This is a genomic window from Acidovorax sp. 100, assembly GCF_003688355.1.
GTDB lineage: Bacteria > Pseudomonadota > Gammaproteobacteria > Burkholderiales > Burkholderiaceae_C > Acidovorax > Acidovorax delafieldii.
The window spans coordinates 1,991,901-2,006,996 of sequence record NZ_REFD01000001.1 but is presented as its reverse complement, the minus strand read 5'-3'; the positions used below and the strand labels follow the sequence as shown (position 1 = coordinate 2,006,996).

The window sequence follows — 15,096 nt, the reverse complement described above, 5'->3', positions numbered from 1 at the left end:
GTGTTCAGCCAATCACGCGGGTTGCAGTGGCGTCCAGTTTGGGAGGATTCTCAAACGTGTGGAAAGGCGCGGGGGAAGGAACTTCCCACTCCAGGCCCTCGGCACCGTCCCATGGCTTGGCGGGGGCCTTGGCGCCGTTGCCACGCATGGCAGGCACAACGACCGCCAGGAAGAAGTACACCTGCATCAGACCGAAGCCAAACGCACCCACCGAGGCAATCGCGTTGAAGTCAGCAAACTGCATGGGGTAGTCGGCATAACGACGGGGCATGCCAGCCAGGCCCAGGAAGTGCATCGGGAAGAAGGTGATGTTGAAGGTGATCAGCGAACCCCAGAAATGGATCTGGCCGCGGGTTTCGGAATACATCACGCCGGTCCACTTGGGCAACCAGTAGTACACGCCAGCAAACATGGAGAACAACGAACCTGCCACCAGCACGTAGTGGAAGTGGGCCACCACGTAGTAGGTATCCTGCAGCTGGATGTCGATGGGCGCCATGGCCAGGATCAGGCCGGTGAAACCGCCCATGGTGAACACGAAGATGAAGCCCACAGCAAACAGCATGGGGGTTTCAAACGTCATGGAGCCGCGCCACATCGTGGCGATCCAGTTGAAGATCTTCACGGCCGTGGGCACGGAGATCAGCATCGTGGCGTACATGAAGAACAGCTGGCCGGTCACGGGCATGCCGGTCGTGAACATGTGGTGGGCCCACACGATGAACGACAGGATCGCGATGGACGAGGTGGCGTACACCATGGAGGCATAGCCAAACAGCTTCTTGCGGCTGAACGCGGGCACGATCTGACTGATGATGCCGAAGGCCGGCAAGATCATGATGTACACCTCGGGGTGACCGAAGAACCAGAAGATGTGCTGGTACATCACCGGGTCACCGCCACCGGCGGGGTTGAAGAAGCTGGTGCCGAAGTGGCGGTCCGTCAGCGTCATGGTGATGGCACCGGCCAGCACAGGCATCACGGCGATCAGCAGGTAGGCGGTGATGAGCCAGGTCCAGGCGAACATGGGCATCTTCATCAGCGTCATGCCGGGGGCGCGCATGTTCAGGATGGTCACGATGATGTTGATCGAGCCCATGATGGACGAGGCACCCAGGATGTGCATCGCAAAGATGCCAGCGTCCATGGAAGGGCCCATCTGCAGCGTCAGCGGTGCGTACAGCGTCCAGCCCGCAGCGGGAGCGCCACCGGGCATGAAGAACGAGCTCACCAGCATCAGCGCGGCAGGAATCATCAGCCAGAAGCTGAAGTTGTTCATGCGCGCAAAGGCCATGTCGGATGCGCCGATCTGCAGCGGGATCATCCAGTTCGCAAAGCCCACGAAGGCCGGCATGATCGCGCCGAACACCATGATGAGGCCGTGCATGGTGGTGAGCTGGTTGAACAGCTCGGGGTTCACCAGTTGCAGGCCGGGCTGGAACAGTTCGGCGCGAATCAGCAGGGCCAGGATGCCGCCGACCATCAGCATGGTGAAGGAGAACAGCAGGTACAGCGTACCGATGTCTTTGTGGTTGGTTGCAAACACCCAGCGGCGCCAGCCGGTGGGGCCATGGTGGTCGTGGCCGTCGTGTGCGTGGTCGCCAGCGTGCCCGTGGTTGTCGAGTACTGCGCTCATGGTGAATTCCTCAATACGATGGGGCGATGATTACTTGCCACGCTGGGCCACAACTTCAGCTGGCTGCACCAGCTGGCCGGTCTTGTTGGACCAGTTGTTCTTGGTATAGGTGACCACGGCGGCGATGTCGGTGTCGCTCAGCTGCGCCCATGCAGGCATGGCGCCGTTGTTCTGCCCCTTGAGCAGCACCTGGATCTGCTTGGCATGATCGGCATCCAGCACCACGGCAGCGCCGTCGAGGGGCTTGATGGGGCCAGCGCCCTTGCCGTTGGCCTGGTGGCAGGCGGCGCAGTTGGCCGCATACACCTTCTCGCCGCGCTTGAGGATGTCGTCCAGCGCCCACACCTTCGTGGGGTCGTCCAGCTTGGCTGCGGCCTTCTTCTTTTGTTCGGCCACCCAGGCGGTGTAGTCCTCGGCGGACACCACCTTCACGTGAATGGGCATGTAGGCGTGTTCCTTGCCGCACAGCTCGGCGCACTGGCCGTAGTAGTCTCCGATCTTCTCGGCGCGGAACCAGGTGTCACGCACGAAACCAGGGATCGCGTCCTGCTTGATGCCGAAGGCAGGCACCATGAAGGCGTGGATCACGTCGTTGGCCGTAGTGATGATGCGGATCTTCTTGTTGACCGGCACCACCATGGGGTTGTCCACCTTGAGCAGGTAGTTGGCGGGAGCGTCCTTGACGTTGCCGCTGTCGGACATCACGCGGTGGCTGCTGTCCAGCGTGGAGATGAACGCCAAGCCTTCGCCTTCGCCCGTGATGTAGTCATAGCCCCACTTCCACTGGTAGCCCGTGGTCTTGATCGTGAGGTCGGCGTTGGTGGTGTCTTTTTGGGCCACCAGCACCTTGGTGGCGGGCAAGGCCATCAGGATCACGATGATGAAAGGAACAATGGTCCACACCACTTCAACCGTCACCGACTCGTGGAAGTTGGCAGCCTTCGCGCCTTTGGAGCGGCGATGCTTCCAGATCGAGTAGAACATCACGGAGAACACTGCAACAAAGATCACCGTGCAGATGATCAGCATCATCCAGTGCAGAAAGTGCTGCTCTTCTGCGATCTTGGTGACGGGCGGCGCCAGGTTCAGCTGGTTGACTGCAGGGCCGCCAGGCAGGTCCTGGACGGCATGGGCTGCGGAGCCCACCCATGCACCGGCAATCAGCAGCAGAGAAGCCAGCTTGTTGGAAATGCTCTTCATAGTTCTCACTTACTTCTAAGCCTCAATTTAACCAATCCCTTTCGCGCGCCTGCGTGGGGTCAGGCAGCGCGCAAGGCCATGCGGATCTCCGATGCCAAGGCCCGCCGGAGCTCTGGGCGCACATAGCGCCCCACCTCCACCGAACGGCCCTGTGCAGACAGCGTGATCAGCGAATGGTCTCCCGTCTTGGGCTCTACGCGAACCCGGCTCCGGTCAAACTCCGCGCGCTCCAGCCTGCCTGCTGTCTCCAGCTCCACCACAAGGCGTGAGCCCTGCAATGAAATCCTCTCGCCATCCGCCGCATGGCGACCGTACATGGCGAATGCAATCCCTACTGCCACGATTTCGAGCCAGGCGAAGGGCATCACCAGGTGGGCGCCGAGCATCCAGAAGAATGTCGCGATTCCCAGGGACACCACACACAACGACAGATACATCCAGCCCAATTGCGTCGGCGTGACCGAACAATTGCGAACCAGACGCCAGTCAATCCGCTGACCCGACACCGTGGCAAAACGAAAAACCAAGCCCGTCACCGTGAGTGCTCACAAGACTGCCGGCTGCGGCACACGTTGCGCCTTGGGCACAACAAGCACAGCCTGCCAAATTGCGCGGGAAGATGCCCGAAATCTCAATAACCAAGAATTGTAGCGTGCCTTGTTCCAAGTCATTGACACGCCGTTACAGGTTAGTTCTCAGTGCCGCCCTTGCGCAACATGGCGCGCATGTCCTGCAGCGACACCGCACTGCTGGAACTGACGCGCACCCGGGGTGCAGGCTTGAAGGCATGGCCATAGATGATTTCAAAAGTCAGTGCCAACTGACCCTCCTGGCCCGAATCGGCCAGACGCTCAGACAGCACTTGGTAGAGCTTGTCGCGCCAGCGCCGTCCGCGCAATGAGGGAAAGCGATCAGGGTGCAAATTGACACCCAGCTCGCGCAGCTCCTGAACCAGCCGCTCGGGCGTGGCAAATGTGAGCGCGATGCGCTCCATGTCCATCACCGGCTCTGCAAAACCTGCGTGCACCAGCATGTCACCCCAGTCGTGCATGTCGGTGAAGGCATGGCCTGCAGGCGGCCACCCCATGGCGGCGTACACGCCATGCAGTTCGCGCAGCGTGTCCGGTCCGAGACACGAGAACATCAGATAGCCGTCCACCGCCAAAGCACGATGCCAGTGACCGATCAGGTCTTGCGGGTCGGCCGCCATGTGCAGCGCCATGTTGGACCACAACATCTGCACACTGGCATCGGCAGGCGGCCCCATTTGCAGGGCCCCAGCACCCCAGCGGGCGGGGTTCCACCAGGGCTTGGCCAATGCCTGCCTCGCAACGGGTTCGCAATGCGCGCTGGTTTCGTACACCTGGCAGCGCGCCTGCGGGTAGCGAGCACTCACCAGGGCATGCGCCTGCAGACCGCCACGCACTGGGTCCCAGTGGCACCAGGACTCTGGGGCCTGGCGAATCCACTGCAGTCGGTCCTCCATGCGGCGCGCCACTTCTTCGTGCAGCCAGGGGGACGCAGCCGGGGCTGCGGCATGCCAGCGGGCGGCGGCAACAGGATCAATGGTGGGGGGACGCTCGGAGGACATGGGCGGTGCAGAAGGACGCGCGAGTATATTGATTCATGCTCTTTTTGGGTTTGCCAGGGATTTCACGCCGCCTCCACGCCTGGGTGGACAAAGTGCCCAGCCAGTGCGCCGTGTGCCACGCATGGCCATCGCAGCGTGTCTGCAACGCCTGCGTGATGCGGTTCGCCCAGCCCGCCACGCGTTGCCGGCGATGTGCACTTCGGGTGCCCGCAGGGGTTGACGTTTGCGGCGCCTGCCTGCAGAACCCGCCCAGCTTCGACGCCTGCATTGCCGCCGTGGACTACGCCTACCCCTGGGCCGACGCCCTGGCGCAGTTCAAGTTTCGCGGCGATCCGGGGTGGGCCAGGGCGTTGGCCACCCTCATGCGCAGCACACCCTGGATGGAGCCGGCACTGGACGCGGCCGACCGGGTACTGGCGGTGCCCCTGTCCAGCGAGCGCCTGCGCGAGCGGGGCTTCAACCAGGCGGCCCTGCTGGCGAGGCAACTGGCTGGTGCCAAGGCAGACGGCCACACGCTGTTGCGCCTGCACGCCACCGAGGCACAAAGCGGCCTGCCCAGGGCGCAGCGGCTGCGCAACCTGCGTGGCGCCTTCGCCGTTGAACCCGCCCGCGCAGCCAGCCTGCGCGGCCAGCGGGTGGTACTGATCGACGACGTGATGACCACGGGCGCCACCCTGCATGCAGCGACGTTGGCACTGCGCGAGGCGGGTGTCGCGCACGTCACAGCCGCTGTGCTGGCGCGCACGGAGCTGAACTGAAAAGCACCAGACAGGTAGCGAACAGGAACCGAGGAGGTAGCGCACACCTACCAAAGGGATACTTTTGATTACGAGCGGTTGCTCAACTCACAGGTCCAACGATGACAATGGCGGTCATGTTCCATATCGTCCTCGTCGAACCCGAGATCCCGCCCAACACCGGCAACGTGATTCGCCTGGCGGCCAACACCGGGTGTTCGCTGCACTTGATCGAGCCCCTGGGGTTCTCGATGGAAGACCGCCAGATGCGGCGGGCAGGGCTGGATTACCACGAATACGCCAGCGTGCAGGTCCATGCGGGCTGGACGGCTTTTCTGCGAGACACCCAGCCAGACCCGACCCGCATGTTTGCGATGACCACGCATGGCTCACAACCCGTGCACTCCACGTGCTTCCTGCCCGGCGACTGGATGGTGTTTGGCGCTGAAACGCGGGGACTCCCCCCCGAGTTGCGCGAAAGCTTCCCCCCGGCGCAGCGCCTGCGCCTGCCCATGGTGCCGGGTCAGCGCAGCCTCAATTTGTCTAACGCGGTGGCGGTGACCGTGTTCGAGGCCTGGCGCCAGAACAGCTTTGCCATGCCCGACGGGCAGGTCATGGTCGAGCCCGAGGGCACGATCATCAGCGGGTTCGCGCAACTCAACTGAGCTGGCCGGACTTTTCCGCCATGGCGCGGGGCACATGTTCGGTCAGGAAGTCCAGAAACACCCGCGTGCGCGCGGGCAGCATGCGGCCCGAGGGCAGCGCCGCATAGATCGTGTAACGCGAAAAGATCCAGCCGGGCAGGATGTGGACCAGCTCGCCGCGGGCCAGGTGCTCCTCGGCCAGCAGGCGCGACGTGACTGCCACTCCCGCTCCGTCCACAGCGGCACGCATCAGCAGCTCGGTGCTGACGGACTGCAACACCGCCGGGGCGTCCACTTCTTCGTCCGGCACGTCTGCCCGCAGCGACTGCAGGCGCAGCTTGCGGCCGGGCCCTGACTGCAGGCGCACGGGCGCGCTCGAGTCGCGCAGGTAGTCGTGGTGCACCAGGTCTTGCGGCTCACGCGGAATGCCCCGGCGCTCCAGGTAGTCGGGGGACGCCACCACGATCGCCTCCCCCTGCACCAGGGGGCGCGCGACGATGTTGGCGTCAAAGTCCTCGCCCGCCACCATGATGGTCACATCGAACTCATCCACTCGGCTGGAGGCATAGGCGTCCATGCTGATGTCGAGCATGAGCTTGGGGTAGTAGGCATGCCACACCGCCACCATGGGTGCCAGAAAGTTGGTGGCGAGCACTGGTGCCGCCACGATGCGGATGGTGCCGCGCAGATCGCGTGTGCTGGCTGCGGCAGCGGCCTCGGCATCATCGATCTCGTGCAGGATGGCGCGCACCCGCTGCAGGTACGACTCTCCCGCGTCGGTCAGCGCCAGCTTGCGGGTAGTGCGTTGCAGCAGGCGCGTGCCCAGATGCTGCTCCAGCTCGGCCACCATGCGGGTGACCACGGGGGGTGACATGTCCATGGCGCGGGCAGCGGCGGCAAAGCCGCCCTCTTCCACCACGCGCTCGAAGATCTTCATGGCTTGCAGGCGGTCCATGGTTCAGACCTCCTGCCCGATGGCGAACCGGCTCAGGCCGGGGCGCCGAAGTTGCGTGCGAGCGATTCGGCCACGCACACCGGCTTGTCGCTGCCCTCGCGCTCCACGGTCACCAGCCAGGTCATCTGCATGCCATCGGGCGCCACGGGCTCGGCAGCCTGCAGCGTGAGGCGCGCGCGCAAGCGGCTGCCCACCGGCACCGGCGCCGTAAAGCGGACCTTGTTCAGCCCGTAGTTGACGCCCATGCGCGCACCCTCGATGGTCAGGCCGGTCTCGAAGAATTGCGGAATCAGCGACAGCGTGAGAAACCCGTGCGCAATGGGCGCACCAAAGGGCCCGGCCTTGGCGCGCTCGGGGTCCACATGGATCCACTGGTGATCGCCCGTGGCCTGGGCGAACAGGTTGACCTGTTCCTGCGTGATGGTGATCCAGTCGGTCACGGCGACCTCCTGGCCCACGCAGGCGCTGACTTCGGAATAAGAGCGGAAGATTTTCATCGTTGCAATGTAGCCCTGCGCTCCGGCGCGCCTTGTCTGCCGGGTGACAGGTGTTTTCCCGGGGGATTGGATGTACGTCGTGCTTCACGCTGTCCTTCAAGAATTGAGCCACGTGCAGATCCCTTGCCACTGCTCCAGGTCGCGTGCCACGCGGCCAGGGGCCACGTCAAACAGCGTGAGGCCGTGCGCTGCCAGGTGGATGTAGTTCTGCGTGTCACGCAGATAGCCCAGCACCGGAAACCCCAGGCTGTCCACAAAATGATGCAGTTGCTCGGCCGCCTTGGTGCGCGCATCCACCCGCATGCCGACGATGCCCACGGGCACCCCGGCGGCGTGGCGGTGCTCGGCCAGCTGGTCCAGAAAGGCCCGCGTGGCAAAGATGTCGAACACGCTGGGCTGCAGCGGCACGATGACCTTGTCAGCCAGCTTGAGCACATCGTTCAGGCGCCAGCCGTGCAGGCCAGCGGGCGTGTCGAGTACCGCGTGGGTGGTGCCCTTGGGCGGGCGGCTGATGACGTCCGAGCTGGTGTCCCAGCTGCCGATGGGGCGCGCAGCGGGCGGGCGCAGGCCCAGCCACAGCCGGGCGGACTCCTGCCGGTCGGTGTCGCCCAGAATCACGGGATGCCCCTGGCTGGCAAAGTAGCCCGCGATGTTGGTGGACAGCGTGGACTTGCCCACTCCGCCCTTCGGGTTGGCGACAACAACTACTGGCATGACAAGCTCCTTGGAATCTGCAGGTCCATGAAAATACAAGCCCAATCAGCCTCAAGCGCAATATTCATATGCGCTAGCAGCTATCAAATCAGAAGCACCCTCTGACACCCCAGCGGTGCCACAGCCGCCTCAGGCGTGCTGACCACCGCGCTTGACGAAGAACAGCCCCGCCCCCACCGCCATCAGCAAACCGCCAAACACGCGGTTCTGCGCCCGCACGGCCCGCGCACTGCGCATCAGGCGGCGCAGCGCGCTCGCCCCCGCAGCGTAGCCGTGCATGACCACCACGTCCACCGTCACCGTGGTGGCGGCCATCACCAGCAGCTGCGTCCACAGCGGGCGCGTGTCGGTCATGAACTGGGGCAGCACGGCCACCATGAAGATGATGCCCTTGGGGTTGGTGGCGTTGGTCAGAAAGCCGGTCAGGCAGCGTTTTTGCCAGGTGCCCGCCGACTCGGTCTCATCACCTTGTACCGGCGATTTATCACCAGCACGCCACTGGCAGAAGCCCACATAGATCAGATAACACGCGCCCAGCACCTTGACGATGCTGAACGCCACCTCGGACGCCAGCAGCAGCGAGCCCACACCCGCGCCGGCAATCAGCAAAATCAGCAACAGCCCCAGCTGCAGGCCCAGGATGGTGGCGCCCGTTTTGCGCACACCAAACGACAGACCATGGCTCATCGACAACACAGCCCCCGAGCCCGGCGACACCGCAATCAGGCAAGACGCCGCAAAAAAAGCCAGCCAAGTCTGCAAATCCATGGGTCACCGTACCTGTGTGCGAAGAAGGGCCCGCATCTTAGCAACGCGGGGCTCCATGCACCATGATCTGCATAAAAACAGGCTCAGGCGCTAGATAATCAAGCCTTGATAGCTATCAAATAAATAGCGTCATAGATCCAACCCACGGCACCCAATCCAACGCCTTGCAGCGGTGCCAGAATCTGCCACACCCGCCCCACTCCTCGGGGGCGCGGTGTTCTGCCTCCCCACGACGACCCCCAAGCGCACGCCCATCCATGGAACACGCCCCCACCTGGCTCACCTACGGTTTCCTGTACCTCACCGCCGCCGTGCTGGCCGTGCCCATTGCCAAGGCGCTGGGCCTCGGCGCCATCATTGGCTACCTGGCAGCGGGCATCGCCATCGGGCCCTGGGGCCTGGGGCTGGTGAGCAACGTGCAGGACATCCTGCACTTTGCCGAGTTCGGCGTGGTGCTCATGCTGTTCCTGGTTGGGCTGGAGCTACAACCCAGCCGCCTGTGGGCGCTGCGCCGCCCCATTTTTGGCACCGGCACCGCCCAGGTGCTGGGCTGCGCGGCTGTGCTGTTCGCGCTGGGTGCGCTGGCCGGCCTGCCCTGGCGCGTGAGCCTGGTGGGCGCGCTGGGCCTGGCGCTGTCGTCCACCGCCATTGCGCTGCAATCACTGGCCGAGCGCAACCTGATGCGCACACAAAGCGGCCAGGCCGGCTTCTCCATCCTGCTGTTCCAGGACGTGGCGGCCATCCCCATCCTGGCCCTGCTGCCCGTGCTGGGCGCGGCCGCCGGTGAAGGCGCAGGCCACACCCCGGGCGAGATGGTGCTGGAGGTGCTGAAGATCGTCGGCGTGATCGCCGCCATCATCCTCGGCGGGCGCCTGCTGCTGCGCCCCGTGCTGCGCTGGATCGCCAAGAGCAACACCCCCGAGATCTTCACTGCCGCCGCGCTGCTGCTGGTGGTGGGCATTGCCTACCTGATGGTGCTGGTGGGCCTGTCGATGGCGCTGGGCGCCTTCCTCGCCGGCGTGCTGCTGGCCGACAGCGAATACCGCCGCGAGCTGGAGGCCGACATCGAGCCCTTCAAGGGCCTGCTGCTCGGGCTGTTCTTCATCGCCGTCGGCATGAGCATCGACTTCGGCGTGATCCTGCGCTCGCCCGGCCTCATGGCCGCCATCCTGGTCGGCTTTCTGGCGGCCAAGGCCGTGGTCATCTACGCCCTGGCCAAGGTGGTGGAGATTCCCTACCAGGAGCGCCCTGTCTTCACCCTGCTGCTGGCCCAGGGCGGCGAGTTTGCGTTTGTGGTGTTCCAGGCCGCCGCCGGCGCCAACGTGTTCCCGGCCGAGACTGCCTCGCTGCTGATCGGGGCCGTGGCGCTGTCGATGCTGATCAGCCCGCTGCTGCTGGTGCTGCTGGACCGGGTGCTGCTGCGCCGCTATGCCCAGCTCAAGACCGCCACGCCCCAGGCCGAGGAAATCTCCGAGCCCCAAGAGGCGCCCATCATCATCGCGGGCTTCGGCCGCTACGGGCAGATCGTCTCGCGTGTGCTGCTGGCCCAGGGCATCCCCACCACCGTGCTGGACCATAGCGTGGACATGCTGGAGGTGGCGCGCACCTTTGGCTACCGCGTGTTCTACGGCGACGCCACGCGGCTCGACCTGCTGCGCATCGCCGGGGCCGAACACGCACGCATCCTGGTGGTGGCCGTGGACGATGCCGAGCAGTCCCTGCAGATCGCCAAGCTGGCGCGCGAACACTTCCCGCACCTGCAGGTCGTGGCCCGCGCGCGCGATGTGACGCACTGGAACAAGCTGCGCGACCTGGGCGTGACGCTGGTGCAGCGCGAGCTGTTCGAGTCCAGCCTGCAAAGCGCCCACACCGTGCTGGAGCTGATGGGCCTGCCACCCGCGCAAGCCACCGCCATCACCCAGCGTTTTCGCACCCACAACATCGCCCTGGCCGACCGCATGTACCCGCACCACAAGGACCGCGCCAAGTTCATCGCCGTGGCGCGCGAAGGTCGCAACCAGTTTGCGGAGCAGATGGCGCGGGAGCGGCAGGAGAGTGCGGCGCTGGGTGCGGCCGCTGGTGCATACCCGGGCTACGGCGCAACGGAGGATGGCCCTGGCGGGGACGCCCCCTTGAACACCAGTACCTCTGACAAAAACAAACCTTAGCGCTTATCTTTATTGCCCACATTGCTATTCATTCAATAGCATCCAACAGCACCCCAGGAAAGCAGCCAACGCTATCGACTCATGGCTGCAGCCCCTTGTGGCCTCAGTGCTTGCCCTCAACGCAGCCCGCTACCGCCGGCACAGGGGGGCGGCCTCATGGACCCGGCTGTATCCGAACACAGGGCTCAATGAAATACAGCCCGCCCCGGCATCACCGCTCGGCACCCAGGCAACGATGTCGGAGCTGCCCGGCGCTTGCTTCACAAACTCGCGCATGCGGCCATGCTCGTAGGACGCGTTGGCAGGCGATTCACAAAAGAGCTTCGTGCTCGTGTACCGCCGTCCTTCCAAGACATACGAAAACTGCACGTCTGGTACGCCCACCCGATTGCCTCCTCGGGAGTGCTGCCGGGGCACCACGGAGGTGAAGGTCACGGGAACGGTGTAGAAGTTGCACGCAGGTGGAGGGCCGTCGTGGAACAGCATCATGGCCGTGACCCACAGCAAGGGGCCCAGGACAAGGGTCAGTCCCAGGACTGCAGCAAAGCGTCTCACCAGACGTCCTCTCAACGATCAGCAGCCCGGGAGTTTGCCCCAATTCGCCATCCCCACGAAAGGCTGGCGCCCTGTCGCACGCGACCAAAGCCGGAGCAAAGGAATGCAGCACCATCGTCGCAAAAGATAATCATTCGCATTACAATCCATCATCTTCAGCCAGCCAGCGTCCCGGGACATCACGCGAGCCAGTGCACTCCGCGTTTTGCCCACTCTCCAACGGGACACCCATGCCTTTCCAGCCCTCTCGCGCAGCCCTGGCATCCAGCGCTGCCCGCACTTTGGCGCATGCCATTCCTTCGGTCTGCCAAGCCCGTCTGTTCGCCCTGACACCCCTTGCCCTCTGCCTGGCCCAGGCCGCAATGGCCCAGCAGGCTGACGCACCGGCAGCAGAGGCCGCGGCCTCTGCCCACAGCGTTACCGCCCCCCAGCTCCAAGAAGTCCGCATCAACGCCAGCACCGAAAAAGACATGGGCTTTGCACCCGTCGAGGCCCAAACCGCCAGCAAGGCGCCCATGCGGCGGCTCGAAACTCCGCAGTCCGTCAGCGTGGTCACGCGCGAGCAGATGGAATCGCGGCAGATCACCAACGTGCAGCAAGCGCTGCAGACCGTGGCGGGAGTCAGCCCGGTCAACTTTGGGCGCCGGGGGTTTGACGATCTGAATATCCGGGGCTTTCGCTCCACCGAATCCATCCTGGTCGATGGCCTGGTGCAAAGCCCGGGCATGTGGGCCAAGCTGCAGCCTTATGGCTACGAGCGCTTCGAGGTGCTCAAGGGCTCGGCCTCGGTGCTCTACGGCCAGGTGCAGCCGGGCGGCATCGTCAACGCGGTGAGCAAGCGGCCCAAGAAGGAGGCGATCAACGAGGTGGGTGTGGAAGTGGGCAGCTTTGGTCAGCGCACGCTGCAGGCCGACATCAACCGGCCGCTGTCCGAATCGGGCAAGACGGCGCTTCGCATGAATGCGCAGGTGTCCAACGCCGACGACCCCACGCAGTTCGTCTACCGCAAGGACCGGTGGTTTGCGCCCTCGCTCTCCATCGACCTGGGTGCGCAGACCGACCTGGTGCTGTTTGCCACCTACAGCCAGAGCGAGTGGATGCGCCAGCAGGGCATCACGCCCTACGGCACGGTGCTGCCCAACCGCAATGGCAAGTTGTCACGCACGATGTTCACGGGCGACCCGAGCTTCGGTGTGTATGACGTGGAAAGCACCACGGTGGGCTATGCGCTGGAGCATCGCCTGTCGGATGCCATGACCTTCCGCCAGAACGTGCGCTACGAGACCGAGAAGGGCACGGGCAACTTCGTCTCCAACCAGGCATTGCAGGCCAACCAGCGGCTGCAGAACCGCCAGGCCTCGCGCCAGTACATGGACTACGACCTGCTGGCCACCGACACCTCGCTGCTGTCACGTTTCGAGGCGCTGGGCGTAAAGCACCAGCTGGTGACGGGCCTGGATGTGCGCAGCGGCACCAGCCTGCTGGCCAGCCGTACCTGCCGCATCGGCGCGCTGGACTTGTTTGCGCCCGTGTACGGCATGCAGGCCACCTGCCCCGAGGCGCTGACCAGCGATGCGCCTTCCAAGCTCACCGTGGCGGGCCTGTACGCGCAGGACCAGATCAAGTTCGGCCAGGGCTGGACGGCCCTGGTGGGCCTGCGCCGCGACTGGTCCACCAACGATACCAACAACCGCGTGGCCAACACGCAGACGCGCCAGAAGGACAACGCCACCACGTTGTCTGCCGGCCTGGTGTACGAGTTCAAGCCAGGCTGGGCCGCGTATGGCAGCTATGGCGAGTCCTTCCTGCCCCAGTCGGGCCTGACGTTTGGTGGATCGAACTTCGTGCCCGAAACCGGCAAGCAGTGGGAGGCGGGCGTGAAGTACGAGGCCCCCGGTGGCCAGATCACCGGCGCGCTCGCCGTGTTCGACCTGGTGCGCCAGAACGTGACCACCGCCGACCCGGTGAACACAGGCTTCAGCGTGCAGACCGGCGAGCAGCGCGCGCGCGGGCTGGAGCTGGAGCTGGGCGCCGACCTGAAGAACGGCTGGAAGATCACCAGCGCCTACACCTACACACAGACCAAGGTCACGCGCGACAACAACGCGGCGATTGTGGGCTTGCCGCTCAACCTCACGCCGCGCCACACGCTCACGGCCTGGGCCACCTACAAACTGCCGCAGTACCAGCGGGTGACGCTGGGCCTGGGCGGACGTTATGTGAGCGAGCAGATCGGCTCGTACCCCTTCACGCTGCCGTCGTACTTTGTGGCCGATGCGTCCGTCAGCTACATGGGCGAGAACTACCGCGTGACGGCGGGCGTGAAGAACGTGTTCAACAAGGCGTACTACGACGGCGCGATCAACGCCAACGTGGTCTCGCCCGCATTGCCCCGCAGCTTCAGCCTGGGTGTGACGTACTTCTTCTGACGCAGCGCCCCAACCCCGCCGCCCACACGCATGACCAGCCAGCGCACGCTCAACCGCCTCTTCACCCTGCACTCCTGGGCGGGCATCGTCACGGGGCTGCTGCTGTTCATCGTGTGCTTTTCGGGCGCGGTGGTGGTGTTCAAGAACGAGATCGACCTCTGGGCCAACCCTTCACTGGCAAAGTTGCCACGCTCCGAAAAGCCGGCCTCGCTCGACGCGGTGCTCACGCAGCTGCAGACCCGCTACCCAGGCGCCACGGTGGAAACCATTGCGCTGCCCGATGCCGTCAACCCCAGCTACTTCGCGTTCGTGCGCGAGCGCGGAGCCCCGGCCAACACGCGCACCAAGGTGGCCTTGCGCTCCGACACCGGCACGGTGGTGGGCCCGGTGGACAGCCAGCTCGGCCAGTACCTGCGCATGCTGCATGTGTTTTTGTTCTTCGGGCCGCGCTGGATAGTGGGGTTCCTCGGCGCGGCGATGCTGGTGCTGATTGCCACCGGCATCGTCATCCACCGCAAGATCCTGGCCGAGCTGTTCACCCAGCGCTGGGGCCGCAGCTTTCGCGTGGTGATGTCGGACCTGCACAAGTCCGCCGGCATCTGGGGGCTGGGCTTTCACATCCTGATAGCCACCACCGGCGCGTGGATGGGCCTGGCGCCGTTGTTCGAGCAGGGCTACAAGTTCATCACCACCCCTGCCGCAATGGCGCCCTCTCAGCCCGCGCGCAAGGCCGAGGGCAGCGAGCCCGCGCCCATGCAGTCGCTGGATGCGATGTATGCCACCGCGCAGCAGGCGGTGCCGGGGCTGGAGGCGCGCTATGTGTCGCTGCGCCGCTGGGGCACAGGCACCGCCGAGGCGGGTTTCACCGGCAACCTGAGCGGCCACCTGGCCAGCACCGCGCGGGTGGACATCCATGCCGTCACAGGCATTCCCAAGAAGGTGCACGACCCACGCACGGCGGGCTTCTGGTCGCTGGTCAACAGCCTGATGGAGCCGCTGCACTTTGGCGACTTTGGCGGGCTGGCGCTCAAGTGGCTGTATTTCTTCCTGGGCATGACTCCGGCGTTTTTGTCGATCTCGGGCACGCTGATCTGGCTGGATGCGCGCCAGCAGCGCAGGCGGGAGGCCGACGCGGCACATCCGGCGTCCGCAGGCAACGCCATCGCGGCGGGCTGACGGGCACCAGCCCCCACCTTCCACAC

13 protein-coding genes are annotated in these 15,096 nt (G+C 64.8%); 5 read left to right on the top strand and 8 right to left on the bottom strand.

The features are described from left to right. Nucleotides 1-4 precede the first annotated feature (4 nt). The 4 genes from ctaD to C8C96_RS09315 form a co-directional block, all read right to left on the bottom strand. Nucleotides 5-1,636 (bottom strand): cytochrome c oxidase subunit I, encoded by a 1,632-nt coding sequence (gene ctaD, locus C8C96_RS09330; RefSeq protein WP_056066001.1) that lies wholly within the window; start codon nucleotides 1,634-1,636, stop codon nucleotides 5-7. Nucleotides 1,637-1,666: 30 nt separating this feature from the next. Then, nucleotides 1,667-2,836 (bottom strand): cytochrome c oxidase subunit II, encoded by a 1,170-nt coding sequence (gene coxB / locus C8C96_RS09325; protein WP_056746812.1) that lies wholly within the window; start codon nucleotides 2,834-2,836, stop codon nucleotides 1,667-1,669. Nucleotides 2,837-2,895: 59 nt separating this feature from the next. Next, the gene (locus tag C8C96_RS09320; protein WP_121942127.1) at nucleotides 2,896-3,372 is read right to left on the bottom strand and encodes a DUF2244 domain-containing protein; all 477 of its coding nucleotides are present in this window, start codon (nucleotides 3,370-3,372) and stop codon (nucleotides 2,896-2,898) included. Nucleotides 3,373-3,524: 152 nt separating this feature from the next. Continuing rightward, complete coding sequence (locus C8C96_RS09315) at nucleotides 3,525-4,427, bottom strand: methyltransferase domain-containing protein (RefSeq protein WP_121942126.1); 903 nt, start codon at nucleotides 4,425-4,427, stop codon at nucleotides 3,525-3,527. A 35-nt stretch (nucleotides 4,428-4,462) separates the two neighbouring features. Here C8C96_RS09315 and C8C96_RS09310 point away from each other — a divergent pair, with 35 nt between their 5' ends. Beyond that, a complete protein-coding gene (locus C8C96_RS09310) occupies nucleotides 4,463-5,185 on the top strand; it encodes a ComF family protein (protein ID WP_121942125.1) in 723 nt (240 codons plus the stop codon). A 116-nt stretch (nucleotides 5,186-5,301) separates the two neighbouring features. Then, nucleotides 5,302-5,829: a tRNA (cytidine(34)-2'-O)-methyltransferase gene (locus C8C96_RS09305; protein ID WP_056066014.1), complete on the top strand. Its 528-nt coding sequence runs from the start codon at nucleotides 5,302-5,304 to the stop codon at nucleotides 5,827-5,829. Here C8C96_RS09305 and C8C96_RS09300 read toward each other — a convergent pair. The 4 genes from C8C96_RS09300 to C8C96_RS09285 form a co-directional block, all read right to left on the bottom strand. Next, on the bottom strand, nucleotides 5,822-6,763 hold the full coding sequence (locus tag C8C96_RS09300) for a LysR family transcriptional regulator (RefSeq protein ID WP_121942124.1): 942 nt from the start codon (nucleotides 6,761-6,763) through the stop codon (nucleotides 5,822-5,824). The genes C8C96_RS09305 and C8C96_RS09300 overlap by 8 nt on opposite strands. Before the next feature lie 32 nt (nucleotides 6,764-6,795). Further along, the gene (locus tag C8C96_RS09295) at nucleotides 6,796-7,260 is read right to left on the bottom strand and encodes a MaoC family dehydratase (protein WP_056066019.1); all 465 of its coding nucleotides are present in this window, start codon (nucleotides 7,258-7,260) and stop codon (nucleotides 6,796-6,798) included. 96 nt (nucleotides 7,261-7,356) lie between these two features. Then, nucleotides 7,357-7,974: a ParA family protein gene (locus C8C96_RS09290; protein ID WP_056066024.1), complete on the bottom strand. Its 618-nt coding sequence runs from the start codon at nucleotides 7,972-7,974 to the stop codon at nucleotides 7,357-7,359. A gap of 129 nt (nucleotides 7,975-8,103) precedes the next feature. Beyond that, nucleotides 8,104-8,742 (bottom strand): LysE family translocator, encoded by a 639-nt coding sequence (locus C8C96_RS09285; protein ID WP_056066027.1) that lies wholly within the window; start codon nucleotides 8,740-8,742, stop codon nucleotides 8,104-8,106. Nucleotides 8,743-8,999: 257 nt separating this feature from the next. Here C8C96_RS09285 and kefC point away from each other — a divergent pair, with 257 nt between their 5' ends. The 3 genes from kefC (at nucleotide 9,000) to C8C96_RS09265 (ending at nucleotide 15,070) form a co-directional block, all read left to right on the top strand. Beyond that, nucleotides 9,000-10,910, top strand: a complete 1,911-nt coding sequence (gene kefC, locus C8C96_RS09280; protein ID WP_056746816.1) for a glutathione-regulated potassium-efflux system protein KefC — start codon at nucleotides 9,000-9,002, stop codon at nucleotides 10,908-10,910. A gap of 785 nt (nucleotides 10,911-11,695) precedes the next feature. Further along, nucleotides 11,696-13,894, top strand: a complete 2,199-nt coding sequence (locus C8C96_RS09270) for a TonB-dependent siderophore receptor (protein WP_121942122.1) — start codon at nucleotides 11,696-11,698, stop codon at nucleotides 13,892-13,894. A gap of 30 nt (nucleotides 13,895-13,924) precedes the next feature. Further along, nucleotides 13,925-15,070, top strand: a complete 1,146-nt coding sequence (locus C8C96_RS09265; protein ID WP_121942121.1) for a PepSY domain-containing protein — start codon at nucleotides 13,925-13,927, stop codon at nucleotides 15,068-15,070. The last annotated feature ends 26 nt before the right edge of the window (nucleotides 15,071-15,096 follow it).